Genomic DNA, 24,110 nt, shown 5'->3' with positions numbered 1-24,110 from the left:
AATCACAATCAGGGTGAACACTATGGATGCTTTGCAAGCGGCAGCGGAGACGGCCGCGCCGTCCGGAACGACGCTGAAGCGCCGTCTGCAGGGCCGCCACATCGCGATGATCGCGATCGGCGGCTCGATCGGCACGGGGCTGTTCGTTGCATCGGGCGCGTCGGTCGCACAGGCGGGGCCGGGCGGTGCGATCGCCGCGTATATCGCGATCGGATTGATGGTGTACTTCGTCGTCACGGGCCTTGGTGAAATGGCCGCGCTGATGCCGGTATCGGGCTCGTTTGCGATCTACGGCGAGAAGTACGTCGACGAAGGATTCGGCGTCGCGCTCGGCTGGACCTACTGGTACAGCTGGGCGGTGACGATCGCGATAGAACTGGTCGCCGCACAGATCGTGATGCGCTACTGGTTTCCGACCGTGCCCGGCATCTGGTGGGGCGCGGGCTTCCTCGTGCTGATCTTCCTGCTGAACACGCTGTCGGTGCGCGGCTTCGGCGAATCGGAATACTGGTTCTCGCTGATCAAGGTCGTCACCGTGGTCGCGTTCATCGCGGCCGGGCTGCTGATCGCTGCCGGCCTGATCGGGAACGGGCATCCGGTCGGCTTGCGCAACTTCACGACGGGCGACGCGCCGTTCGTCGGCGGCGTGCACGCGATGATGAGCGTCGCGCTGATCGCGGGCTTCTCGTTTCTCGGCACCGAGCTGGTCGGGATCACCGCTGGCGAATCGGAAAACCCGCGCAAGACGATCCCGCGCGCGGTGAAGCAGATCTTCTGGCGGATCATGCTGTTCTACGTGTTCGCGATCTTCGTGATCGGCCTGCTGGTGCCGTACACCGACCCGAACCTGCTGAAGAGCGACGTGACCGACATCGGCGTGAGCCCGTTCACGCTGGTGTTCAGCCACGCGGGTTTCCGCCTCGCGGCCGGTGCAATGAATCTCGTGATCCTGACGGCCGTGCTGTCGGCCGGCAATTCCGGCACCTATGCGGCGACGCGGATGCTGTACAACCTCGCGTCGGAAGGGCGCGCGCCGGCGATGTTCGCGACGCTGTCGCCGGGCGGCGTGCCGCGCAATGCGCTGTACGCGACGATGGCCGTCGGCGGGCTGTGCTTTCTCACGTCGCTGACCAACAACCAGGGCATCTATTTGTGGCTGCTGAATACGGTCGGCATTACGGGCTTCATCGCGTGGCTCGGCATCGCGGTCTGCCATTACCGGTTCCGCAAGGGGTTCCTGAAGCAGGGCTACCGGCTCGATCAACTGCCGTACCGCGCGAAATGGTTTCCGTTCGGGCCGCTGTTCGCGATCGCGATCTGTATCGTGATCTCGCTTGGGCAGGATTACCAGGCGTTCTTCGCGGCCCGCATCGACTGGATGGAAGTGCTGTCGATCTACGTGTGGATTCCGCTGTTCGTCGCGATCTGGTGGGCGTATCGCCGCGCGCGCAAGAGCCGGCTCGTGCGCTACGAGGAGATGGACATCGGGCCGTGGCTGACGCGCTCGGTCGAGGCCGTCGATGCGACGGTCACGCAGCACGGGCAGCCGCACTGACTGCCCGGCACCGAAAGCGCGGTAACGGGAGCCGGTTGTATCGCACGGCCGGCTCCGATGCGGCGGCCTGCGCGCGGTGACGCACGCAAGCCGCGCTCAGTGCACCTGCTGCAGCTGCGCCTTCATGAAATCCACCCATGCACGCACTTTCTGCGGCACGTGCCGCGTCGCGACGTACAGCGCGTAGACGTTCTGCTGCGGAAACCGGTAAGCGGGCAGTGCATCGACCAGTACGCCGCTGTCGAGATCGTCGCGCACGAGCCATTCGGGCAGCAGCGCGACGCCGCTGCCCTGGCGCGCGAGTTCACTCAACACCGATGCATTGTCGACGACGACGCGAGGCTTCGTGCCCGGTCGAAACGCATGTTCGTTGCCCGCGCGATCGGTGAGCGGCCATTCGGCAATCCGCTCGAGCCGGCTGTGGCCGAGCTGCGGCAGGCGGGCCAGATCGGCGGGCGACGCCGGTTGCGGGAGTCCGGCCTTCGCCGGCAGGTCGGGCGCCATCACGGCGAGCACGTCGTAGGTGGCGAGGCAGACGCCTCGATAGGGCAGGTCGCGAAAGTGCTCATGACGTCCGAGCCGGATCGCGACGTCGAAGCGGTCGCGTACGAGATCGGCCTGCGACGTATGCGTTTCGAGCCGCACGCGTAACGCGGGATGCTGCGCGGTGAACGCATGCAGTATCGGTGCGAGGACGCGCGCCGCATATTCGACCGTCGACGTCACGCGCAGATTGCCGTGCATTCCGCCATGCTCGCCGCGTACCTCGTCGATCGCGCCTTCGGCTTCGTCGAGCACGCGCAGGCAGCGCTGGTAGAAGCGCTCACCGGCGTCGGTCAGCTCGACACGCCGGGTCGTCCGCGTGAGCAGCGTGACGCCGAGCTCGGCTTCGAGTTGCTTCACGTTGAAACTGACGGCCGCACGCGCCTGGTTCAGCGCGGTTGCGGCGGCCGTGAACGAACCGGCTTCGACCACGGCACGGAAGACGGCGAAACGATCGAGGCTCACCATGGTTGGGGCGTGGGTCCTGTCTATGCGTTGGATCGCTCGAAGGGTACCCGAATGTGCCGCCGCGTGCGGTGCGTTGTCGTGGCGTGATCCGATTGTCAAAAAAATTCGACGAGACTCGTCGAATCCGGCCGCTTACCGATGCGGCTGCCGGCTTCTACACTGCGGCGTTTCGTGATGTTTCCGCTGCCATGCCAGACCGCTCCAGAATTGCCGCCGTCTACCTGCTCGGCTTCGCGATCGATCTCGCGAACATGTTCATGCTGAACGCCGCGTATCCGGCACTGCAGCGCGAATTGCACGCATCGGTCGCGCAGCTTGCGTGGGTCGGCAACACGTATGTGCTCGGCCTGACCGTCGTGATTCCGTTCGGCACGTGGCTCGCGCGCCGCTGCGGCGAGCGGCGCGTGTTCGCCGCATCGTTGCTGCTGTTCGGGCTCGGCAGTGCCGGTGTCGGCGCGGCGTCGTCGATCGAAGCGTTGCTCGCCTGGCGGCTGGTCCAGGGGCTCGGCGGCGGGCTGCTGATTCCGGTCGGGCAGACGATGGCCTATCGTGCGTATCCGCCGCAGGCGCGGGCGCGGCTCACGTCGGTCGTGATGATGGTCGCGCTGCTCGTGCCCGCGTTGTCGCCTGCGATCGGCGGTGCAATCGTCGATCGCGGGTCGTGGCGCGCGATCTTCTTCGCGATGTTGCCGATCGCTGCCGCGACCTGCGCGCTCGCGTTCGCGTGGCTGCCGGGCGACGGCGCGCGCGACCGGCCGCCGCGGCTCGACTGGCCGGGACTTGGGCTGAGTGCGGTGGCGCTCGTCGCGTTGCTGCTTGGGCTGACCGCCGCGGGGCAGCCCGGCGGTGTGGCATTCCCGCTCGCGATGCTGGTGGTGGCCGTCGCGGCAGGCGCCGGCTATGCGGCGCATGCGCGTCGGGCCATGGCGCCGGTGGTCGACCTGCGCCTGCTCGCACAGCCGCTGCTGAGGATCGGCGTGGTGGTCTATCTGTGCGTGCCGGGCATCTTTACGGGCGTCAACCTCGTCGCGTCGCTCTATCTGCAGAACGCGCTCGGATTGAGCGCCGCGCATGCCGGCGCGTTGATGTTGCCGTGGGCGATCGCGGCGTTCTTCGCGATCGCGACCACGCGCCGCTGCTTTCCGCGCCACGGTGCGAAGCCGCTGTTCGCGTGCGGCATCGCGATCGATTGTGTCGGCATCACACTGCTCGCGACGCCGTGGGCGAGCGTCGAAGCCGTGCGCATCGCGGCGTTCGCGGCAATGGGGTTCGGCGCGAGCCTGTGCACGAGCACGTCGCAAAGCGCGGCGTTCGTCGATGTGCCGGCCGACCGGATGGGCGACGCGAGCGCGCTGTGGAACATCAACCGACAGCTGAGTTTTTGCATTGGCGTGGCCGTGCTCGGCAGCGCGCTCAATGCGTTGCTGGCGTTCGACGCAGGCGGCCCTTCGCTCGCACCGTACCGCTGGTGCTTCGGGCTGGCGATCCTGCTGACGTTACTGCCGCTCGGCCTGATCGCGCGGCTTCCCGCCCACCATGCGCCGGTCGCGCAACCCGCTTCATCCCATTCCTGAGAACCTGAGAGCCTTATGAATCTGCCGAATCCGTATTTCAAGGAAGTCGTCGATACCATCGTCGACATCGAGTGCTGGTTGTCCGGACGTGCCGGCCCCGAGCGGCTCGCGCCGCTGTTGGCGCGCTTCTCGCCGGGATTCTCGATGATCACGATGTCGGGTACGGTGCTCGATTACGCGGGCGTCGATGCGTTGTTTTCACATGGACACGGCGCACGTCCGGGGCTGGTGATCGATATCGATGAATTGCGCGGGCTGGCCGTGTGGTCCGATGGCGCGACGATCGGCTATCGCGAGACGCAGACCGACGCGCACGGGCGGCGCACGGTGCGGCGCTCGACGGTCGTGTTCCGGCGCGAGGTGGATGGGCTGATCGTGTGGCGTCATTTGCACGAGACACCGGTCGCCGCATGAGCGACGGTATCCGCGGCCTCGCATGAAGCGGCGCGGATGCCGTGCCGGCGTTACTTGTCCAGCTCCGGATAGTGCCGGAAGATGCCCATGTCGTTGAACGGGATGCGGCGCTCCGACTCGAGATAGAGCGCGACCGGCGGATGCAGCGCGACGCGGTCGTGCAGTGCGACCAGCGCCGGGATCTTCCGCTCCGCCCGCTTCATCGCTTTCGGAAACGCGTAGCGCAGGCCCTCGATCAACTGGAACAGCGACAGGTCCGCATAGCTGAGTGCGTTGCCGGCGAGGTAGCCGCTCTTGTGCGGATTCTGGTCGAGTACCCGCTCGAAGTAACCGAGGAATTTCGGCAATCGGTTTTCCAGGAAATCCGCCGCGCGCTCGGCGGCTTCTGCCTGCTGATCCTCGTAGTAGAGGCCGCTTGCGATCGGATGATGCGTGTCGTGGATCTCGGTGACGAAATCGGCGACGGTCAACTGAAGCTGGTGCACCCACAGCCGGCCGGCTTCGTCGCCGGGCGCGAGCCCCAGCCGAGTGCCGAGAAACAGCAGGATGTTCGCGGTCTGCCCGACCACCAGGTCGCCGGCTTTCAGGAACGGCGGCGCGAACGGCACGCATTCCGCCTTCGTGCTGTCCATCATGCGCATCATTGCCGGCACGCCCATGCCGCGCCCCGATTCACGCGCGACGTCGACATAGTCGGCTTCGGCTGCTTCAAGTGCGAGCCGCACGTACTCGCCTCGGCCCTGGATCTCGGGCCAGTAATACAGTTCGTATCGCATGCTGTTTTCCCGTTCGTTGAACCGGCTGCCACAGGCATCGTGACGACCGGGCGGCTGCGCGTCGCGTGCCGCCCGCTGCGAATAGACAGTCTAGGCGATCGCAGGAAAAGTGCCGCGCGCATCGCGCGCTACGCGTCGTGCTCGCCGCCTTCGGGGCCGTAGAAGAACACCCAGGTCGAGAAGTCGTCGGAGAAGCCGATGAAACGGTGCTCGGCGCGCGCCGGGACGAACAGCACGTCACCCGTCGCGACTTCGCATTCGCGTCCGTCGACGACGAAGCGCGACGAGCCGGTGGCGATCACGTAGACCTCGTCGCGCGTATGCGGCTTCTGCTTGTCCTCGAAGCGCGGCCGGTACAGCTCGATGTCGAGCGTACCGTGGCGAAACAGCGTCGTGAACAGCGTGCCTGCTTCGTCGAGGCGGGCGATCGATTCGTTCAGGCCGAGCTTCATGGCGGGGGCTCCGGATCCGGATCGTGGGGGCTTGGGCATGCGCGTTGCACCATCGTATCTCGAAATAAGGAGCGCGACGTTCAGCGCCCGACGAAGCTGGCGAATCGAGTCTCTCACCACCGATGAAACATCTGAGGTGCACGCTCGCCATGGATGAAACGCACGCGTCCATCGATGAAACGGCGCGACGATCGTCCGCATTCGATCGACAGGTTCACCGCGGTTTAATAAACGCCCACTACGATCCCGCATCGTCGATCGACCGATGCGCAGCGATCCGATTCGAGCGCCGGCCCTGACATCCATCGCCCAACCGTGCGACGCGTCCGGTTGTCGTTTCCCGTGAACCCGCGATTTGCAACGCCGTGACCGGCTGCCGGCGTTGCTCGCATCATTTCGTATTTCTCATGAATCTGAACCCGTCGGCTTCTTTACGCAGAAAATTCCTGGCTGCCGCGCCCGCGGTTGCGGTGGCGCCGTTGTTGAGCGCATGCGGCGGCGACGACGTCACGTCGGCACCCGTCACCGATGCGGCGCTGGCCGCGCAGATGTCCGCGAAGCTCAACGCGCAGCTCGGCGACGCGGCGACGGTCAACGCGCTCGTGCCGGCGCTGACCGATGTCGGTTTCACGTGGGACCTGCCGACGGTGCCGGCCGCGCAGATCGGCGCGATCGTCGCGTACAGCTTCGGCAATCGTCCGAACGCGGCAAGCGGCAATACGTCGAGCACCGGTGGCAACCAGTCCGCGCTGCCCGACCCGGGGCCCGTCAACGAAGCGCTCGCGGATGCCGTGTACCGCATTCGCCAGCTGAAACCGGTCAAGGTCTACGCGCAGTGGGAGATTGCACGCTTTCTCGTGTCGAAGTACGGGATGGGCGCGGACGTGCTGTCGTCGGTCGAGCCGGTAATCGCGAGCGACGGCTCGATCGTGTACCTGAGCACGGCTGGCGTCGCGGCCGTGGCCGTGTCGCGCGCGGGCGGCGCGGCCGCGATGGGCACCGTCGCGGTGGTCGGCCACCGCGACCACGCGAAGCGCTGCATCCAGACCTCGCAGCAGGCGGGCATGAAGGCGGCAGCGGTGGCCGAGGTGTCGCTGCCGACGACGTACGACCCGCAATCGGGCCAGCCGTGGACGCGCAACCGCAGCCTCTATCTCGTGCACGACATGTATGCGCAGATGCTTGGCCGCGCGGTGACCGCGACGATGCAAGCGTTCCCGAAGGGCTGACGCCTTCCGCTCACACTCGACTCTCATGACCATGACGACCCGCCGCCATTTCCTGGCTTCCACTTCGTTGCTCGCCGCTTCGTCTGCGGCCGTTACCGCCGCCTTTGCCGGCGACGCCCCCGTTTCCGATGCGGAATTGCAGCGCCAGATGCTCGGCAAGCTGACGAACGAACTGAACGACCGCGCGACCGCCACTGACGAAACCGGCTACCTTTTCGACACGTTTTTCTCGTGGACGCCACCGACCGTCGCCGCCGCCGCGATCAATACGATTGCCGCGTTCGGCTTTGGCAGTCGCGCAGGGGCATCGGGTGCTGCGCCGGTGCCTGGCCCCGTGAACGAGGCGATTGCCGACACCGTGTTCCAGCTTCGCCAGAAGGTCCCGGCCCCGATCTTCGCGCAGCAGGAAGTCGCGAGCGTGCTCGCGGCGAAGTACGGACTGACGGCCGGCGTGACGTCGATCGCGACCCCGGTCCTGGCTGCCGGCAGCCCGATACCGACGCCCGACGGCGTCGCCGCCGCGATCGTCAAGCAGGCCGGCTCCACTGCGGCGCTGGGGAAGGTCGGCGTCGTCACGCATTCGGATCAGGCGTCGATCGCCGTGCGCGTGTCGATTGCGGCAGGGATGCAGGCCGCCGTGCCGGCCGGCCTCACGCTGCCGTCGCTCTACGATACGTCGGCGCTGATGCCGGCGTTGCGGCGGCGCGATCTCTACCTGATGAGCAACGCGGGCGTGCAACTCGGCATGCTGCGGCTCGACCTGATCAATCGCGAGTACCCGAACGGCTGAAGCCGCGAGGCATCGGCGTGCGCGATCCGCAATCGCATTACGCGGGATCGCGCGCGCCCGTTTGGCTGGTAATGCCGATACAGGTATTGGCACTACCAGCCAAACCACTGTTTTTAATGGGTTTTTTCGCGTCCGGCCTGCGCCGTGACGCGTTCTGCGTGGCATAATCGACCGCATCCGCAAGGCTTGTAGTCACAACGACCCCGCATACCCATGGCACAGACTCTCTACGACAAACTGTGGAACACCCACGTGGTCCACACCGAGGAAGACGGCACGACTCTGCTCTACATCGACCGTCAGCTGCTGCATGAAGTCACGAGCCCGCAGGCATTCGAAGGGCTGAAGATGGCGCAGCGTCCGGTGTGGCGCATCAGCGCGAACCTGGCCGTGTCGGACCACAACGTGCCGACCACCGATCGCAGCCACGGCATCGCCGATCCCGTCTCGAAGCTCCAGGTCGACACGCTCGACGCGAACTGCGATGCGTTCGGCATCACGCAGTTCAAGATGAACGACGTGCGTCAGGGCATCGTCCACATCATCGGGCCGGAGCAGGGCGCGACGCTGCCGGGCATGACGATCGTGTGCGGCGATTCGCATACGTCGACGCACGGCGCGTTCGGCGCGCTCGCACACGGCATCGGCACGTCGGAAGTCGAACACGTGCTCGCCACGCAAACGCTGCTGCAGAAGAAGAGCAAGAACATGCTCGTGAAGGTCGAGGGCACGCTGCCGCGCGGTTGTACCGCGAAGGACATCGTGCTCGCGATCATCGGCAAGATCGGCACCGCAGGCGGCACGGGCTACGCGATCGAATTCGGCGGCTCGACGATCCGCGCGCTGACGATGGAAGGCCGCATGACCGTCTGCAACATGGCGATCGAAGCCGGCGCGCGCGCGGGCATGGTCGCGGTGGACGACACGACGATCGATTACCTGAAGGGCCGTCCGTTCGTGCCGACCGGCGCGGAATGGGGCCAGGCCGTCGAATACTGGCGCCAGTTCAAGTCGGACGAAGGCGCGCAGTTCGATCGCGTGGTCGAGCTGAACGCAGCCGAGATCGTCCCGCAGGTCACGTGGGGCACGTCGCCGGAAATGGTCACGTCGATCGACGGTCGCGTGCCCGATCCCGAGCGCGAGAAGGATCCGGTCAAGCGCGACGCGATGGAGCGTGCGCTGGCCTACATGGCGCTCGAGCCGAACACGCCGATCGAATCGATCAAGGTCGACAAGATCTTCATCGGCTCGTGCACGAACGCGCGTATCGAGGACATCCGCGCAGCCGCGTATGTCGTGAAGAAGTTGAACCGTCGCGTCGCGTCGAACGTGCGGCTCGCGATGGTCGTGCCGGGCTCGGGTCTCGTGAAGGCGCAGGCCGAGCGCGAAGGGCTCGACAAGGTGTTCACGGACGCCGGCTTCGAATGGCGCGAACCGGGCTGCTCGATGTGCCTGGCGATGAACGCCGACCGACTCGATCCGGGCGAGCGCTGCGCGTCGACGTCGAACCGCAACTTCGAAGGCCGGCAGGGCGCGGGCGGCCGCACGCACCTCGTGAGCCCCGCGATGGCGGCGGCTGCGGCCATCGAAGGTCACTTCGTCGACATTCGCAAGCTGGGGAACGCGTGACGGCATCGAAGGTCATTGCGCGGCTGGTTGCCGCACTGGCGCTGGCGGGGCTGGGTTTCGGCCTCGCGGGCTGCAATACCGTCCGAGGCTTCGGCCAGGATGTCAACGCCGCCGGCAACGCGCTTCAGCGCGCCGCGGACTGACGCCGCCGACCGAGAATTTGCGATGGGCGCCGGCTGGATGCCGGCCCTTCAACCGGATAGACGGATCATGGAAAAATTCACTGTGCATACCGGCGTCGTGGCGCCGCTCGATCGCGAGAACGTCGACACCGACGCGATCATCCCGAAGCAGTTCCTGAAGTCGATCAAGCGCACGGGTTTCGGCCCGAATGCGTTCGACGAATGGCGTTACCTCGATCACGGCGAGCCGGGCCAGGACAACTCGAAGCGTCCGCTGAATCCCGACTTCGTGCTGAACCAGCCGCGCTACCAGGGCGCATCCGTGCTGCTCGCGCGCAAGAACTTCGGCTGCGGCAGCTCGCGCGAGCACGCGCCGTGGGCGCTTCAGCAGTACGGCTTCCGCGCGATCATCGCGCCGAGCTTTGCTGATATTTTCTTCAACAACTGCTTCAAGAACGGCCTGCTGCCGATCGTGCTGACCGAGCAGCAGGTCGATCACCTGTTCAACGAGACGGTCGCGTTCAACGGCTTCGAGGTGACGGTCGACCTCGACGCGCAGGTCGTACGCACGGGCGACGGCCGCGAGTATCCGTTCGAGGTCACCGCGTTCCGCAAGTACTGCCTGCTGAACGGCTTCGACGACATCGGCCTCACGCTGCGCCACGCGGACAAGATCCGTCAGTTCGAGGCCGAGCGCCTCGTGAAGCAGCCGTGGCTCAACACCAAGCTGGTCGGCTGAGATCGCCATTCGGGCGGGCGCGCCGGCGGCGCGTTCGCCGGCCTGCCTCCAAAAAAACCTACCCAGTCAGGAATTTCGCATGAAGATTGCAGTGCTGCCCGGCGACGGCATCGGTCCGGAAATCGTCAATGAAGCGGTGAAGGTGCTGAACGCACTCGACGAGAAGTTCGAACTCGAACAGGCGCCGGTCGGCGGCGCGGGCTACGAGGCGAGCGGCCATCCGCTGCCGGACGCGACGCTGAAGCTCGCGAAGGAAGCCGACGCGATCCTGTTCGGCGCCGTGGGTGACTGGAAGTACGATTCGCTCGAGCGCGCGCTGCGCCCCGAGCAGGCGATCCTCGGGCTGCGCAAGCACCTCGAGCTGTTCGCGAACTTCCGCCCGGCGATCTGCTATCCGCAGCTCGTCGATGCATCGCCGCTGAAGCCCGAGCTGGTCGCGGGCCTCGACATCCTGATCGTGCGCGAGCTGAACGGCGACATCTACTTCGGCCAGCCGCGCGGTGTACGCGCGGCACCGGACGGCCTGTTCGCGGGCGAGCGCGAAGGCTTCGACACGATGCGCTATTCGGAACCGGAAGTGCGCCGCATCGCGCACGTCGCGTTCCAGGCGGCTCGCAAGCGCGCGAAGAAGCTGCTGTCGGTCGACAAGGCGAACGTGCTCGAAACGTCGCAGTTCTGGCGCGACATCATGATCGACGTGTCGAAGGAATACGCGGACGTCGAGCTGTCGCACATGTACGTCGACAACGCGGCGATGCAGCTCGCGAAGGCGCCGAAGCAGTTCGACGTGATCGTTACGGGCAACATGTTCGGCGACATCCTGTCGGATGAAGCGTCGATGCTGACGGGCTCGATCGGCATGCTGCCGTCGGCGTCGCTCGACAAGAACAACAAGGGCCTGTACGAGCCGTCGCACGGTTCGGCGCCGGACATCGCGGGCAAGGGCATCGCGAATCCGCTCGCGACGATCCTGTCGGCCGCGATGATGTTGCGCTACTCGCTGAATCGCGCGGAGCAGGCCGATCGCATCGAGCGCGCGGTGAAAACGGTGCTCGAACAGGGCTACCGTACGGGCGACATCGCGACGCCGGGCTGCCAGCAGGTCGGCACGACGGTGATGGGCGACGCGGTGGTCGCGGCGCTGTAACGCAATCATGTAGAAAGGGCGCGAACGGGCCGCGAAATCGGCCGGTTCGCGTGCGGTTGGCCGTTGTGCGGGCCACCGGCTTTGTGTAGACTCGAACGATGGCGCATTTTTCCCTGATCTCCCCGGTCTTGAAACTCCACGGCAACATTGCCCGTGCGGGTGCGCGCGCCATCGTCATCACGAAAACCATTACCACGAAAACGATCATTAAACGCTGATCGTCCGTCGTGCCCGCCTATTTCCCCGCGCGGTCACACCGGGGACGGAAATGGCGGGGAAGCTCCATCAAAGGGTTAGTCATGAACGTAGGTCTCGTAGGTTGGCGCGGCATGGTCGGCAGCGTCCTGATGCAGCGCATGCAGGAAGAGGGCGATTTCGACCTGATCGAACCGGTGTTTTTCAGCACCAGCAACACGGGCGGCAAAGCGCCGTCGTTCGCGAAAAACGAGACTACGCTCAAGGACGCGACCAACGTCGACGAGCTGAAGAAGTGCGACGTGATCATCACGTGCCAGGGCGGCGATTACACGAATGACGTGTTCCCGAAGCTGCGCGCAGCCGGCTGGAATGGCTACTGGATCGATGCGGCATCGTCGCTGCGGATGAAGGACGACGCGGTCATCATCCTCGATCCGGTCAACCTCGACGTGATCAAGGACGCGCTCGTCAAGGGCCAGAAGAATTTCATCGGCGGCAACTGCACGGTCAGCCTGATGCTGATGGCGCTCGGCGGCCTGTTCCGCGAGAACCTCGTCGACTGGATGACGGCGATGACCTATCAGGCCGCATCGGGCGCGGGCGCGCAGAACATGCGCGAACTGCTGTCGCAGATGGGCACGCTGAATGGCGCGGTGAAGGAGCAGCTCGCCGATCCGGCTTCCGCGATTCTCGACATCGACCGCCGCGTGCTGGCCGCGATGAACAGCGATGCGATGCCGACGAGCAACTTCGGCGTGCCGCTCGCCGGCTCGCTGATCCCGTGGATCGACAAGGATCTCGGCAACGGGATGTCGAAGGAAGAGTGGAAGGGCGGCGCGGAAACCAACAAGATCCTCGGCAAGCCGGCCATGGGCGAGCCGGGTTCGATTCCGGTCGACGGCCTGTGCGTGCGGATCGGCGCAATGCGCTGCCACTCGCAGGCGCTGACGATCAAGCTGAACAAGGACGTGCCGCTCGACGAGATCAACGGCATCCTCGCATCGGCGAACGACTGGGTGAAGGTCGTGCCGAACGAGCGTGAAGCGTCGATGCGCGACCTGTCGCCGGCGAACGTCACGGGCACGCTGACGGTGCCGGTCGGCCGCCTGCGCAAGCTCGCGATGGGTGGCGAATACCTGTCGGCGTTCACGGTCGGCGACCAGCTGCTGTGGGGCGCGGCCGAGCCGCTGCGCCGCATGCTGCGCATCCTGCTCGACAAGTAAGCCTGCATGTCCGGCCCGCGAGACGCGGGCCGCGGTGCACCAGATTGCGCGCCGCGTCGGCCTTGACGATATCAAGGCTGGCGCGGCGCGTTTTTCATGCGCGGGTCAGCGCATGTTCAGGAGCGTCTGGTCGACGGTTTGCTGGGTCTTGATCGTCTGCGCATTGGCCTGGTAATCGCGCTGCGCCTTGATCAGGTTCACGAGCTCGGTCGTCAGGTCGACGTTCGAGTTTTCCAGCGCGCTCCCCTGCAGCGTGCCGTGGTTCGTGCTGCCCGGCGCGGAGATCTGCGGCACGCCCGACGCGGAGGTTTCCACGTACTGATTGCCGCCGATGTTCTCGAGCCCGTTCGGGTTGTTGAAGTTCGCGAGCGCAATCAGGCCGAGTACCGCGCTCTGGCCGTTCGAGTAATTGCCGGTGAGCTTGCCATCGGTGCCGATCGAGAACGTCGTCAGCGTGCCGCTCGCGAAGCCGTCCTGCGCGAGATTGTTCACGCCGCTTTTCCCGCCGAACTGCGTCGTGCCGCCCAGGTCGAGCGTCAGGTTCTGCGGATTGGCGGCGCCCGACGCGTTCGGGATCGAGAACGCGAACTGCCCGAGGCTCGGCGTCGGCTGGCCGGTTGCGGCCGACGTCGTCGAGGTGATTCGGCCCGATGCGTCGAACGTGACGGTGCCGAGATTCGTCGGCGTCTGGCCCTGCACGCCCGCGTAGGCCTGCCAGGTGCCGGCCGCGTTCTTCGTGAAATACATCGACACCTGTTGCGCGCCGCCGAGCGTGTCGTACACCTGGATCGACGAATTGTAGTTGTACGTCGTGTTGTCGCCCGCGTTGAACGGCGTCTTGGCCGGCACCTTGTCCTGCGAGTTCAGGTTGAACTGGCCGGTGACCTTCGTCGTCGCCTGCGGTGCGATGTTGTTGGTCGGCGCTTGCAGTGGCACGGTCGCCGCCGTATTGATCGCGCCGCCCGGGCCTGCCGCATAGCCCATCAGGTTGCGGTTTTGCGCGTCGACGATGGCGCCGCTCTTGTCTCGGTGGAATACGCCGTCACGCGAGTAGGTCGTCACGCCGTTGTTCGACATCTGGAAGAAGCCGTTGCCGTTGATCGCGATGTCGAGCGACGACTTCGTCGTGTTGATCGTCCCCTGGCCGAATTGTTGCTGCACCGACGTGAGCCGCGTGCCGATGCCGATCTGCGTATTGGTCGAGGTCGCGACCGAATTCGCGTACATGTCGGCGAAGTTCGCGCGGCCCTGCTTGAAGCCAACCGTGTTTGCGTTCGCGATGTTGTTGCCGATCACGTCGAGATGGTTCGCCGCGCCGGCCAACCCGCTCAAACCCTGTTGATAGCCCATGTTCGATCCCCGTAACGAGCTGGTGAGTAAATGCAGTCGTGCGACTGCGTGATGCCTCCCTGGCACCTCACGGCGTCAGCCCGGCCGACCGCGTGCCCGCCTTTCCGGCAGGTGCGGGCGCGATGGTCGAACTGCGCCGATTCTTGTTTGAAGACGATCCTAGCGACGGCAATTATTTGATCTGTGTAATTTTGTGTAATGTAATTGAATTGTCTACGAAATGATGGATTTCGTATGAGTAATGGAGAGGGGTGTGGGCTGGAAAGCCTTGTGGGGCGGGGGTTTGGTGGTGGAAATGTTCAATTCAACGATAAGAGAGGGGAATTGGCCTCTTATCGATCAATTGAAATTGATTTGAATGGGTTGAGTGATCGACTGGATTTATTTTTATTGTCTGTTGTTAATCCATTAACGGCGGGCGGCGTGAATTATTGAGCAAATGTGCACGATTTTCCGGGCGCGGCGCGGCATCGAGCCCCGGTTGTGCAAGCCACCCGGTGAGCGAGCAAACGCCGCGACAATCGTTCCGGATGCGATGCGGTCGGGTTTTTTTTCAACTGCGGCAGGCGTGCGTCCGATCGATCGCGGGCGCTGGTCTCGGTGTGCGCACCGGGCATCAGCGCGGCACGGTCGCAGGGTGCGTCGATGTGCGCGCGCGGCAGGTTGCACCCATCGGCGACGAATTCGGCCCGAACGCGATCGCGTGAAGTAAACTACGCGGTTACGACGCACAGAGCCTCCGAAAGCGTCGCGTTCGACGCGACGCTTTTGCATTTCTGCGGCAACTTTATTGACGCTTTCAACCGCGAATCCGAGCCGCGCCCGCGCGCGGCGATAGAGCCAACGATGTCCCGAATTTCCTTGTTTCCGCGTCTGTCCCGTCTGTCGCGTGCCGTGCGTGGCGCGCTGGCGATCCTGGCGCTCGGCGCAACCGCATCGGCCTGGGCGGCCGGCACCGGCGAACTGCCGGCGTCCGCTGCCGACGGCGCGGCGCCGCTTACCGTGACGGTCCAGCCCGGCCAGTCGCTGAACGACATCGCGAAAGCGGCCACGCAGTCGCGCGATCCCGGTGTGCTCGCGCGCGCCGGCCGCGCGCTGTTCGACGCCAATCCTCAGGCGTTCATGAAGCACGACGCGAGCCGCCTGAAAGTCGGCGCGACGCTGACCGTGCCCGCGCTCGACGCGACAGGCGCGGCACTCGTGCCGGCCGGTGCGTCCGCGGCATCCGGTGCAGAGGCAGCTTCCGCACCCGCTGCGGCATCGGGCGGCACGGCGGTCGCGCAGCATGGCGCGTCCGCACCGCATCCGGGATCAGCCGTGCAATCCGCGCCGGTGGCGCCCGCCGTGCATGCGGCGCCGGTGAGCGGCGCGAGCGCCGCAACGGCCGCCGGTGCGTCGGCATCGATCGGCGCTTCGGCGGCGCACGGCGCATCGGCTGTCGAAAGCATGCAGCCGGCGGCGCCGGTTGCCGGTGCAAGCGGTCCGCATGTGTGGAGCGGCACGATCCAGTCGGTGCCGTCGTCCGCGAGCGGTGCCGCGGTTTCGCCTGCGCCGGGCAGCCAGGTTTCAGGCATGAACGAACCGGCTGGTGCGGCGCCCGTTACGGGCGCGTCGCAGCCGCGGCCGTCGAGCCTGCAGCAACTGCTGGCGCTGAAGAATCGCGTGCTGATGGAATTGCAGAAGCACGGCATCGGCAAGCCGGCCACGACGAACGACGTCACGCCGGCTCCGGCTCCTGCACCTGTCGCGCCGCGTCCGGCCGCAAGTGATGCAGGTGCGTCCGCTGCTGCGCCGACGGCAGGCGAAGCCGCGTCCGGCGTCGCCGCCAGCGCGGTGCAGCCGGCATCGGTATCGGCGCCCGCGCAACCGGTCGCGCCGGTGGCGGCACCTGCACGCAGTACCGAGCAGATGGACTGGCGTCCGGCCGCGGTGGCCGGTGCGGCCGTGATCGTCCTCGCGGCAGGTTTCGCGTGGCGCAAGCGCAGGAAGAGCCGGCGCACGGACGATGCGGGTTCGGACACGGGGGCTACCGCTACGGCAGCGGGCGGTGCCGCGGCTGCGGCTGCCACTGCGCAAGCCGAAGCCGCGCCTTCTGTCGAAGCTGAACTGCCGATCCGGCCCGAGATGCCGGTCGCGCGTGATGCCGCTTCCGACCTGAACCTTGCCGCGGCGACTGCCGCAGCGGCGGAGCCGATCGAGGTGCCGGATACGGATGTGTCGCCGGCGTCGGATGTGGCGCAGCCGCATGTCGAGCAGCCTGAAGTGCCGACCGCGCATGCCGCAGTGCCGCCCGTAAGCGAGGCGGCTCCGGTTTCGCACGATGCCGAGCCGATCGAAAAGGTCGCGACCGAAACGCAGGCAGAAACGCAGGCGGAAAAGCCGGTCGAAACGTCGCCAGAGACGCCGAACGAGGCATCGGTGGAGACACGGGTAGCGATGCCGGTGGAGACGCCGGTCGAGACACCGGCCGCACCCGCGGTCACCGAAGCGCAGCACGCGGCGCTGATGCAGAACGCGATCAGCGTGCTCAGCAGCCTCGACATGCCGCTGCCGCCGCGCACGCCGGACGAGCCGTCGCTGGCGGCGGATGAGCCGGTTGCGCAAGCAGGGCAGTCCGATGCCGATAAAATCGCAACTAACGGTCAAGCCGCCCAGCACCTCCCGATTGGCTCGATCGATCCGGCCCCGGAACATCCGGCCGATCAGGACGACGAGTTCGATTGGGATCCCGACGCAGCGACGCCTGCCGGCCAATCGGGCAGCCCGTTCGCGACGTCGTCGCTGCCGCCGCTCGGCGGCGCGCAGTTCGGCGCGCTGAAACTCGATTTCGATCTCGACCTGCCGTCCGCGCCGGGCGCCGCGTTGCCGGCGCTGACGCCGGACGAGCTTGCCCGCATCGCGCGCAACAAACTCGACCTCGCGTCCGAATACGTCGAGCTGGGCGACCTGTCCGGCGCGCGGACGCTGCTGCAGGAAGTGGTCGACGCGAACGACGCCGCGACGCGCGACGATGCGCGTGCGCTGCTCGCGAAACTGGCGGAAGAGGCGTAATGCGGATCGCGCTCGGCATTCAGTACGACGGTGCGGCGTTCTGCGGCTGGCAGGCGCAGCCGCACGGCAAGACCGTGCAGGATCGGCTCGAGCACGCGCTGGCCGAGTTCGCGCGCGTGCCGCTGCATACGACGGTGGCCGGGCGGACCGATACAGGCGTGCATGGGCTCGGGCAGGTCGTGCACTTCGATACCGACCTCGATCGCGAGGTTTTCTCGTGGGTGCGCGGCACCAACGCGTTCCTGCCGTCGACCGTGGCGGTGCAATGGGCGAAGCCGATGCCGGACACGTTCCACGCGCGTTTCTCGGCGTTCGAGCGCACCTATTACTACACGCTGTACGTGCATCCCGTGCGCTCGCCGATGCTGGCGGGGCGCGCGGGCTGGATCCATACGCCGCTCGACGACGACGCGATGCGCGCCGCCGCCGCACACCTGATCGGCGAGCACGACTTCTCGTCGTTCCGGTCGTCGGAATGCCAGTCGAAGACGCCGGTCAAACACCTGTACCAGATCGACGTGCGGCGCGTGGGCCATTTCATTCATTTCCGTTTCCGCGCCAACGCGTTCCTGCATCACATGGTGCGCAACCTGATGGGCTGCCTCGTCGCGGTCGGTCGCGGCCGCTATCCGGCCGATTGGCTCGCCGACGTGCTGGCCGGGCGCGACCGCAACCTTGCGGCGCCCACGTTCATGGCCGACGGGCTGTACCTCGCCCACGTCGGCTACCCGGCGGAATTCGCCGTCCCGCCCGCGCAGCTCGGCAGCGTGCCGTGGAGCAGCGTCTGGGCCGATCTGGACCCTCAATCATGACGGATCACGCCGTGTCTTCCTCGACTTCCGACCCGGCCGGCCTGCCGCCGCGCACGCGCATCAAGCTGTGCGGGCTGTCGCGCCCCGAGGACGTGCTGCACGCGGCGGCGCTCGGCGCCGATGCGATCGGCCTCGTGTTCTATCCGAAGAGCCCGCGCGCGGTGTCGATCGCGCAGGCGGCCGAGCTGGCGCGCCTCGCGCCGCCGTTCGTGTCGGTGGTCGGGCTGTTCGTGAATGCGACCGAAGCCGAGATCGAGGCTGTCGTGCGCGACGTGCCGCTCACGCTGCTGCAGTTCCATGGCGACGAGACGCCCGAACAGTGCGACGCGCTCGGCCGCGCGGCACGCCTGCCGTGGCTGCGCGCGGTGCGCGTCGGCCCCTCGACGCAATCGGCCGATTTGGTAGAATCGGGTCTTCATTATTCGAAAGCGCGCGGCCTCTTGTTCGACACCCTGGTGCCGGATTACGGCGGTAGCGGCAAGGTCTTCGATTGGTCTCTTATTCCCGCAGAGCTCGCGCATCGGGCCGTTTTGAGTGGTGGCTTGAGCGCGCAAAACGTCGGTGATGCGATTCGCCAGTTGCGCCCGTTTGCTGTCGATGTCTCGAGTGGCATCGAAGTGGAGGGCGCGAAGGGCGTGAAGGATCACGCCCGGATGGCGGCGTTCGTACGCGCGGTGCGCGAAGCGGACGCCCGGTGATGCAAGCCGGTGCGGCCCCGAAAGCGGGGCGCACCGACCGATCGAGAGAGACACCATGTACAACCTTCCTGATGATCGCGGCCACTTCGGCCCGTATGGCGGCACGTTTGTCGCCGAGACGCTGATTCACGCGCTGGACGAACTGCGCGCGGCGTATGAAAAATTCCAGAACGATCCCGATTTCGTCGCCGAATTCGAGCGCGAGCTGAAGCATTTCGTCGGCCGCCCGTCGCCGATCTATCACGCGCAGCGCTGGAGCGAGACGCTTGGCGGCGCGCAGATCTACCTGAAGCGCGAAGACCTGAACCACACGGGCGCGCACAAGATCAACAACGTGATCGGCCAGGCGCTGCTCGCGAAGCGCATGGGCAAGAAGCGCGTGATCGCCGAGACGGGCGCCGGCCAGCACGGCGTCGCGACCGCGACGATCTGCGCGCGCTTCGGGATGGAGTGCGTCGTCTACATGGGTTCGGAAGACGTGCGCCGCCAGGCCGCGAACGTCTACCGGATGAAGCTGCTCGGCGCGACTGTCGTGCCGGTCGAATCGGGTTCGCGCACGCTGAAGGACGCGCTGAACGAAGCGATGCGCGACTGGGTCACGAACATCGAGAACACGTTCTACATCATCGGCACGGTCGCGGGCCCGCACCCGTACCCGATGATGGTGCGCGACTTCCAGCGCGTGATCGGCGACGAGTGCAAGGTGCAGATGCCGGAAATGACCGGCCGGCAGCCGGACGCGGTGATCGCCTGCGTCGGCGGCGGCTCGAACGCGATGGGCATCTTCTATCCGTACATCGACGACACCTCGGTGCAGCTGATCGGCGTCGAAGCAGCCGGCGACGGCCTCGACACGGGCCATCACGCGGCATCGCTGATCGCGGGCAGCCCGGGCGTGCTGCACGGCAACCGTACCTACCTGCTGCAGGACGACAACGGCCAGATCATCGAGACGCATTCGGTGTCGGCGGGCCTCGACTATCCGGGCGTCGGCCCCGAGCACGCGTGGCTGAAGGACAGCGGCCGTGCGCAGTACGTCGGCATCACCGACGAGGAAGCGCTGAAGGCGTTTCACGACTGCTGCCGGATCGAGGGGATCATTCCCGCGCTCGAGTCGAGCCATGCGATCGCGTATGGCGTGAAGCTCGCGCCGACGTTGCCGAAGGACAAGATCCTGCTCGTCAACCTGTCGGGCCGCGGCGACAAGGACATGCACACGGTCGCCGAGCGATCGGGCATCGAGCTCTGACCCCGACCGATGCGTGACCTGATCGAAGAACCGGGCGGCGGCGCCGCGAGCGAGGCGGGGGCGATTCAGCCCGCCGCTGCCGAGCCGCGCGTGCTGCCGTCCGGTATCGAACTGCATAACCGCGATTTCCTGACCCATGCCGCGCACCTGCCGGACGCGTCGATCGACCTGATCGTCGCCGATCCGCCGTACGGGCTCGGCAAGGACTACGGCAACGATTCGGACAAGCGTTCGGGCGACGATTTTCTCGCGTGGACGCGCGGGTGGCTCGAGCTCGCGATTCCGAAGCTGAAGCCAAGCGGGTCGATGTACATCTTCTGCACGTGGCAGTACGCGCCGGAAATCTTCAGTTTCCTGAAGACGCAACTCACGATGGTCAACGAGATCATCTGGGACCGACGCGTGCCGAGCATGGGCGGCACGACGCGCCGTTTCACGTCGGTGCACGACAACATCGGCTTTTTCGCGGTTTCCAAGGCGTATTACTTCGATCTCGATCCGGTCCGCATCCCGTACGACGCCGACACGAAGAAGGCCCGCTCGCGCAAGCTGTTCGAAGGCAGCAAGTGGCTGGAGATGGGCTACAACCCGAAGGACGTCTGGTCGGTCTCGCGCCTGCACCGGCAGCACGCGGAGCGCGTCGATCATCCGACCCAGAAGCCGCTGGAAATCATCGAGCGGATGGTGCTCGCAAGCTGCCCGCCGGGCGGCCGCGTGCTCGATCCGTTCATGGGCAGCGGCACGACCGCGGTGGCCTGCGCACGGCAGGGGCGCGACTTCGTCGGCTACGAGATCAACGAAAGCTATTGTGCGATCGCGCACGAGCGCGTGAACGCGCTCGCCGCGCCGGCGTGCGCGTGAATCGCGCCGCCGCATCGCCGAACGCATCAAGGAAAATTGCCATGTCCCGTATTCAGCAGACCTTCGCCGCGCTCGCCGAACAAGGCCGTAAGGGCCTGATCCCGTTCATCACGGCCGGCGACCCCGATCCCGCCAAAACCGTCGAATTCATGCACGCGCTCGCCGAAGGCGGCGCGGACGTGATCGAACTCGGCGTGCCGTTCTCGGACCCGATGGCCGACGGCCCCGTGATCCAGCGCTCGTCGGAGCGCGCACTCGCGCGCGGCGTCACGCTGAAGAGCGTGCTCGCCGACGTGAAGCGCTTTCGCGAAACCGACCCCAAAACCCCCGTCGTGCTGATGGGCTATGCGAACCCGATCGAGCGGATGGGCGTCGACACGTTCGCGGCCGAAGCCCAGGCGGCCGGGGTCGACGGCGTGCTCGTCGTCGACTATCCGCCGGAAGAGGCGGGCGTGTTCGCCGAGAAAATGCGCGCCGCGCAGATCGATCCGATCTTCCTGCTCGCGCCCACGTCGACCGACGAACGCATTGCCGACGTCGGCAAGATCGCGAGCGGCTACGTGTATTACGTGTCGCTCAAGGGCGTGACCGGCGCAGGAAATCTGGATGTTTCGAGCATTGCGGGTAAAATCCCGGCCATCAAGTCGCGCGTGCCGGTTCCGGTGGGCGTCGGCTTCGGCATCCGCGACGCTGAAACGGCGCGCGCGGTGGCCGAGGTGTCGGACGCCGTCGTGATCGGCAGCCGCCTCGTGCAGCTGCTCGAAAGCGCCGTGCCGGAGGGTGCCGCGGCCGCGCTGAAGACTTTCATCGCCGAGCTGCGCGCCGCCCTGGACGGCGCGGGCAAGACGGCGCGATAAACACAACACAGGAAGCGGGAACGGGCCATGCGGCCCGGCCCGCCACGGAACAGGAAACCATACGATGAGCTGGCTCGACAAACTGTTGCCGCCGAAGATCAAGCAGACCGACCCGAAAAGCCGCAAGGGCATTCCGGAAGGCCTGTGGGTCAAGTGCCCGTCCTGCGAGGCCGTGCTGTACCGCAATGACGTGGACGCGAACCTGCACGTTTGCCCGAAGTGCGATCACCACATGCGCATCGGCGCGCGTGAACGCCTCGACGGGCTGCTCGATCCGGAAGGCCGCTACGAGATCGGCCAGGAAATCGTGCCGGTCGACACGCTGAAGTTCAAGGACAGCCGCAAGTACCCCGATCGTCTGAAGGAAGCGATGGAGGACACGGGTGAAACCGACGCGATGGTCGTGATGGGCGGTGCGATTCACACGCTGCCGGTGGTCGCGGCCTGCTTCGAGTTCTCGTTCATGGGCGGCTCGATGGGCTCGGTGGTCGGCGAGCGCTTCGCACGCGGCGCGCAGAACGCGCTGGAACAGCAGGTGCCGTTCATCTGCTTCACCGCTTCGGGTGGTGCGCGGATGCAGGAAAGCCTGCTGTCGCTGATGCAGATGGCGAAAACCACCGCGATGCTGACCAAGCTGGCCGAAGCGAAGCTGCCGTTCATTTCGGTACTGACCGACCCGACGATGGGTGGCGTGTCGGCGAGCTTTGCGTTCCTCGGCGACGTCGTGATCGCCGAACCGAAGGCGCTGATCGGCTTCGCCGGCCCGCGCGTGATCGAGCAGACGGTCCGCGAGAAGCTGCCGGAAGGTTTCCAGCGCGCCGAATTCCTGCTGAAGACGGGCGCGATCGACATGATCGTCGACCGTCGCAAGCTGCGCGACGAGATTGCGCAGCTGCTCGCGCTGCTGCAGCGGCAACCGACCGACGCGCTGGCCTGACCGGCGCAAGGTTGTGAACACTGCGCGTCGCCTGGCTTCAGCGTCAGGCGGCGCGCTTCGTTTTTTGGCGTAGTGGCGGTCCCGATCCAGATTTGAACCGATGAGCACTTTTCCCACTCTCGACGCGTGGCTTTCGCATCTCGAACGCGCGCACCCGGTCGGCATCGACATGGGCCTGACCCGCATCGGGCAGGTCAAGGCGGCGCTGCAGCTCGAATTCGCGTGCCCCGTCATTACCGTCGGCGGCACGAACGGCAAGGGCTCGACCTGCGCGTTCCTCGAGACGATTCTCGTGCGCGCCGGATACAAGGTCGGCTGCCACACGTCGCCGCACCTGCTCGAATTCAACGAGCGTGCGCGCGTGAACGGGCAGAACGTCACCGATGACGAGCTGCTGCCGCACTTCGAGGCCGTCGAAGCCGCGCGCACGTCGCTGCCCGAGCCCGTGTCGCTCACGTACTTCGAATTCACGACGCTCGCGATCCTGCACCTGTTCGCGTCGCGGGGGCTCGACGCGGTGATCCTCGAAGTCGGCCTCGGCGGCCGGCTCGATGCCGTCAACATCATCGATACCGATTGCGCGATCGTCACGAGCATCGACATCGACCACACCGAGTATCTCGGCGACACGCGCGAGAAGATCGCGTTCGAGAAGGCCGGGATCTTCCGTGCCGGCAAGCCGGCGATCTGCGGCGATCCGGCCGCGCCGCAAACACTGATCGACCACGCCGAAGCGGTCGGCGCCGACCTGTGGCTCGTTGGCCGCGATTTCCGCTACGAGGCGCAGGCAGGCGCGGAGCGCCAGCAGTGGAGCTACCTCGGCCGCGAGAAGCGCTATCCGGCGCTCGCGTATCCGGCGCTGCGCGGCGCGAATCAGCTGATCAATGCATCGGCCGCGCTTGCCGCGCTCGAAGCGCTGCGCCCGGTGCTGCCGGTATCCGCGCAGGACATCCGGCTGGGCCTCGCGAACGTCGAGCTGCCGGGTCGCTTCCAGGTGCTGCCCGGCAAGCCGGCGATCGTGCTCGACGTCGCGCACAACCCGCATGCATCGGCCGTGCTCGAGCAGAACCTCGGCAACATGGGCTTCTTCCCGTACACGTACGCGGTGTTCGGCGCGATGCACGACAAAGACATCGACGGCGTGCTGCAGCACCTGAAGGGCGAGATCGACCACTGGTGCGTGACCGACCTGCCGCTGCCGCGCGCGGCCTCCGCGGAGCAGCTCGAAGCCGCGCTGCGCAAGGCCGGCGTGGAGGAGGGGCCCGATTCGAGCGTCACGCGTTACACGTCGCCCGCCGAAGCGTTTCGCGATGCACTAAAAAGAGCATCCGAGAATGATAGAATCGTGGTTTTCGGCAGTTTCCATACGGTTGCCGGCGTGCTGGCCTACCGTAAATCGCAGCAACACTGACTGACGGGCAGTTTCGGACTCAGCC

23 protein-coding genes are annotated in these 24,110 nt (G+C 66.2%); 19 read left to right on the top strand and 4 right to left on the bottom strand.

Annotation, left to right across the window (positions count from 1 at the left end; all coding sequences use genetic code 11):
* Positions 1 to 22: 22 nt before the first annotated feature.
* Positions 23 to 1,555, top strand: a complete 1,533-nt coding sequence (locus tag BCO18175_RS00305; RefSeq protein WP_174978889.1) for an amino acid permease — start codon at positions 23 to 25, stop codon at positions 1,553 to 1,555.
* A gap of 96 nt (positions 1,556 to 1,651) precedes the next feature.
* Here the strand turns inward: BCO18175_RS00305 and BCO18175_RS00300 are convergent, their stop codons facing one another.
* Complete coding sequence (locus BCO18175_RS00300; protein WP_174978888.1) at positions 1,652 to 2,566, bottom strand: LysR family transcriptional regulator; 915 nt, start codon at positions 2,564 to 2,566, stop codon at positions 1,652 to 1,654.
* 188 nt (positions 2,567 to 2,754) lie between these two features.
* Here BCO18175_RS00300 and BCO18175_RS00295 point away from each other — a divergent pair, with 188 nt between their 5' ends.
* Together BCO18175_RS00295 and BCO18175_RS00290 are read left to right on the top strand one after the other, a co-directional pair.
* On the top strand, positions 2,755 to 4,140 hold the full coding sequence (locus BCO18175_RS00295; protein WP_174978887.1) for an MFS transporter: 1,386 nt from the start codon (positions 2,755 to 2,757) through the stop codon (positions 4,138 to 4,140).
* A 15-nt stretch (positions 4,141 to 4,155) separates the two neighbouring features.
* Positions 4,156 to 4,554: a DUF4440 domain-containing protein gene (locus BCO18175_RS00290; protein ID WP_174978886.1), complete on the top strand. Its 399-nt coding sequence runs from the start codon at positions 4,156 to 4,158 to the stop codon at positions 4,552 to 4,554.
* Between the two features lie 50 nt (positions 4,555 to 4,604).
* Here the strand turns inward: BCO18175_RS00290 and BCO18175_RS00285 are convergent, their stop codons facing one another.
* Positions 4,605 to 5,330: a glutathione S-transferase gene (locus BCO18175_RS00285; RefSeq protein WP_174978885.1), complete on the bottom strand. Its 726-nt coding sequence runs from the start codon at positions 5,328 to 5,330 to the stop codon at positions 4,605 to 4,607.
* A 128-nt stretch (positions 5,331 to 5,458) separates the two neighbouring features.
* Positions 5,459 to 5,782, bottom strand: coding sequence for a cupin domain-containing protein (locus tag BCO18175_RS00280; protein WP_174978884.1), 324 nt, complete (start codon positions 5,780 to 5,782; stop codon positions 5,459 to 5,461).
* Positions 5,783 to 6,189: 407 nt separating this feature from the next.
* Between BCO18175_RS00280 and BCO18175_RS00275 the strand changes: the two genes are divergently transcribed.
* The 7 genes from BCO18175_RS00275 to asd all read left to right on the top strand — a co-directional run bounded on the left by BCO18175_RS00275 (position 6,190) and on the right by asd (position 12,859).
* Positions 6,190 to 7,011 carry a hypothetical protein gene (locus BCO18175_RS00275; RefSeq protein WP_174911293.1) on the top strand — a complete coding sequence of 274 codons (822 nt, stop codon included), beginning with the start codon at positions 6,190 to 6,192 and terminating at the stop codon, positions 7,009 to 7,011.
* Positions 7,012 to 7,042: 31 nt separating this feature from the next.
* Entirely contained in the window at positions 7,043 to 7,801 is a 759-nt protein-coding gene (locus tag BCO18175_RS00270) for a Tat pathway signal protein (protein ID WP_174979556.1), read from the top strand.
* Positions 7,802 to 8,014: 213 nt separating this feature from the next.
* On the top strand, positions 8,015 to 9,430 hold the full coding sequence (leuC, locus tag BCO18175_RS00265) for a 3-isopropylmalate dehydratase large subunit (RefSeq protein ID WP_174978883.1): 1,416 nt from the start codon (positions 8,015 to 8,017) through the stop codon (positions 9,428 to 9,430).
* Positions 9,427 to 9,573: an entericidin A/B family lipoprotein gene (locus tag BCO18175_RS00260; RefSeq protein WP_085041497.1), complete on the top strand. Its 147-nt coding sequence runs from the start codon at positions 9,427 to 9,429 to the stop codon at positions 9,571 to 9,573. The genes leuC and BCO18175_RS00260 overlap by 4 nt, the downstream gene beginning before the upstream one ends.
* A gap of 67 nt (positions 9,574 to 9,640) precedes the next feature.
* Positions 9,641 to 10,291, top strand: coding sequence for a 3-isopropylmalate dehydratase small subunit (gene leuD, locus BCO18175_RS00255; RefSeq protein ID WP_174911287.1), 651 nt, complete (start codon positions 9,641 to 9,643; stop codon positions 10,289 to 10,291).
* 79 nt (positions 10,292 to 10,370) lie between these two features.
* Positions 10,371 to 11,438, top strand: a complete 1,068-nt coding sequence (leuB, locus tag BCO18175_RS00250; protein WP_174978882.1) for a 3-isopropylmalate dehydrogenase — start codon at positions 10,371 to 10,373, stop codon at positions 11,436 to 11,438.
* A gap of 299 nt (positions 11,439 to 11,737) precedes the next feature.
* The gene (gene asd / locus BCO18175_RS00245) at positions 11,738 to 12,859 is read left to right on the top strand and encodes an aspartate-semialdehyde dehydrogenase (RefSeq protein WP_174978881.1); all 1,122 of its coding nucleotides are present in this window, start codon (positions 11,738 to 11,740) and stop codon (positions 12,857 to 12,859) included.
* 105 nt (positions 12,860 to 12,964) lie between these two features.
* On the opposite strand, the gene flgE is transcribed toward asd, so the two are convergent.
* Positions 12,965 to 14,209, bottom strand: a complete 1,245-nt coding sequence (gene flgE / locus BCO18175_RS00240; RefSeq protein WP_174911284.1) for a flagellar hook protein FlgE — start codon at positions 14,207 to 14,209, stop codon at positions 12,965 to 12,967.
* A 234-nt stretch (positions 14,210 to 14,443) separates the two neighbouring features.
* Here flgE and BCO18175_RS00235 point away from each other — a divergent pair, with 234 nt between their 5' ends.
* The 9 genes from BCO18175_RS00235 (at position 14,444) to folC (ending at position 24,085) form a co-directional block, all read left to right on the top strand.
* On the top strand, positions 14,444 to 14,644 hold the full coding sequence (locus BCO18175_RS00235) for a hypothetical protein (protein ID WP_174978880.1): 201 nt from the start codon (positions 14,444 to 14,446) through the stop codon (positions 14,642 to 14,644).
* 411 nt (positions 14,645 to 15,055) lie between these two features.
* Positions 15,056 to 17,260 carry a FimV/HubP family polar landmark protein gene (locus BCO18175_RS00230; RefSeq protein ID WP_174978879.1) on the top strand — a complete coding sequence of 735 codons (2,205 nt, stop codon included), beginning with the start codon at positions 15,056 to 15,058 and terminating at the stop codon, positions 17,258 to 17,260.
* The gene (truA, locus tag BCO18175_RS00225) at positions 17,260 to 18,072 is read left to right on the top strand and encodes a tRNA pseudouridine(38-40) synthase TruA (RefSeq protein WP_174970831.1); all 813 of its coding nucleotides are present in this window, start codon (positions 17,260 to 17,262) and stop codon (positions 18,070 to 18,072) included. Before BCO18175_RS00230 ends, truA begins: the two co-directional genes overlap by 1 nt.
* Complete coding sequence (locus BCO18175_RS00220) at positions 18,069 to 18,770, top strand: phosphoribosylanthranilate isomerase (protein ID WP_174911402.1); 702 nt, start codon at positions 18,069 to 18,071, stop codon at positions 18,768 to 18,770. The genes truA and BCO18175_RS00220 overlap by 4 nt, the downstream gene beginning before the upstream one ends.
* 55 nt (positions 18,771 to 18,825) lie before the next feature.
* Entirely contained in the window at positions 18,826 to 20,019 is a 1,194-nt protein-coding gene (trpB, locus tag BCO18175_RS00215; RefSeq protein WP_011355719.1) for a tryptophan synthase subunit beta, read from the top strand.
* A 9-nt stretch (positions 20,020 to 20,028) separates the two neighbouring features.
* Complete coding sequence (locus tag BCO18175_RS00210) at positions 20,029 to 20,880, top strand: DNA-methyltransferase (RefSeq protein ID WP_174978878.1); 852 nt, start codon at positions 20,029 to 20,031, stop codon at positions 20,878 to 20,880.
* 41 nt (positions 20,881 to 20,921) lie between these two features.
* Complete coding sequence (gene trpA / locus BCO18175_RS00205; RefSeq protein WP_174978877.1) at positions 20,922 to 21,737, top strand: tryptophan synthase subunit alpha; 816 nt, start codon at positions 20,922 to 20,924, stop codon at positions 21,735 to 21,737.
* Between the two features lie 64 nt (positions 21,738 to 21,801).
* Positions 21,802 to 22,674, top strand: coding sequence for an acetyl-CoA carboxylase, carboxyltransferase subunit beta (gene accD, locus BCO18175_RS00200; protein WP_174978876.1), 873 nt, complete (start codon positions 21,802 to 21,804; stop codon positions 22,672 to 22,674).
* 100 nt (positions 22,675 to 22,774) lie between these two features.
* Entirely contained in the window at positions 22,775 to 24,085 is a 1,311-nt protein-coding gene (gene folC / locus BCO18175_RS00195) for a bifunctional tetrahydrofolate synthase/dihydrofolate synthase (RefSeq protein WP_174978875.1), read from the top strand.
* The last annotated feature ends 25 nt before the right edge of the window (positions 24,086 to 24,110 follow it).

This window comes from Burkholderia lata (assembly GCF_902499335.1).
Taxonomy (GTDB): domain Bacteria; phylum Pseudomonadota; class Gammaproteobacteria; order Burkholderiales; family Burkholderiaceae; genus Burkholderia; species Burkholderia lata_B.
Note: the sequence above shows the minus strand (reverse complement) of the source record. Positions and strands in the feature narration are given on the sequence as shown.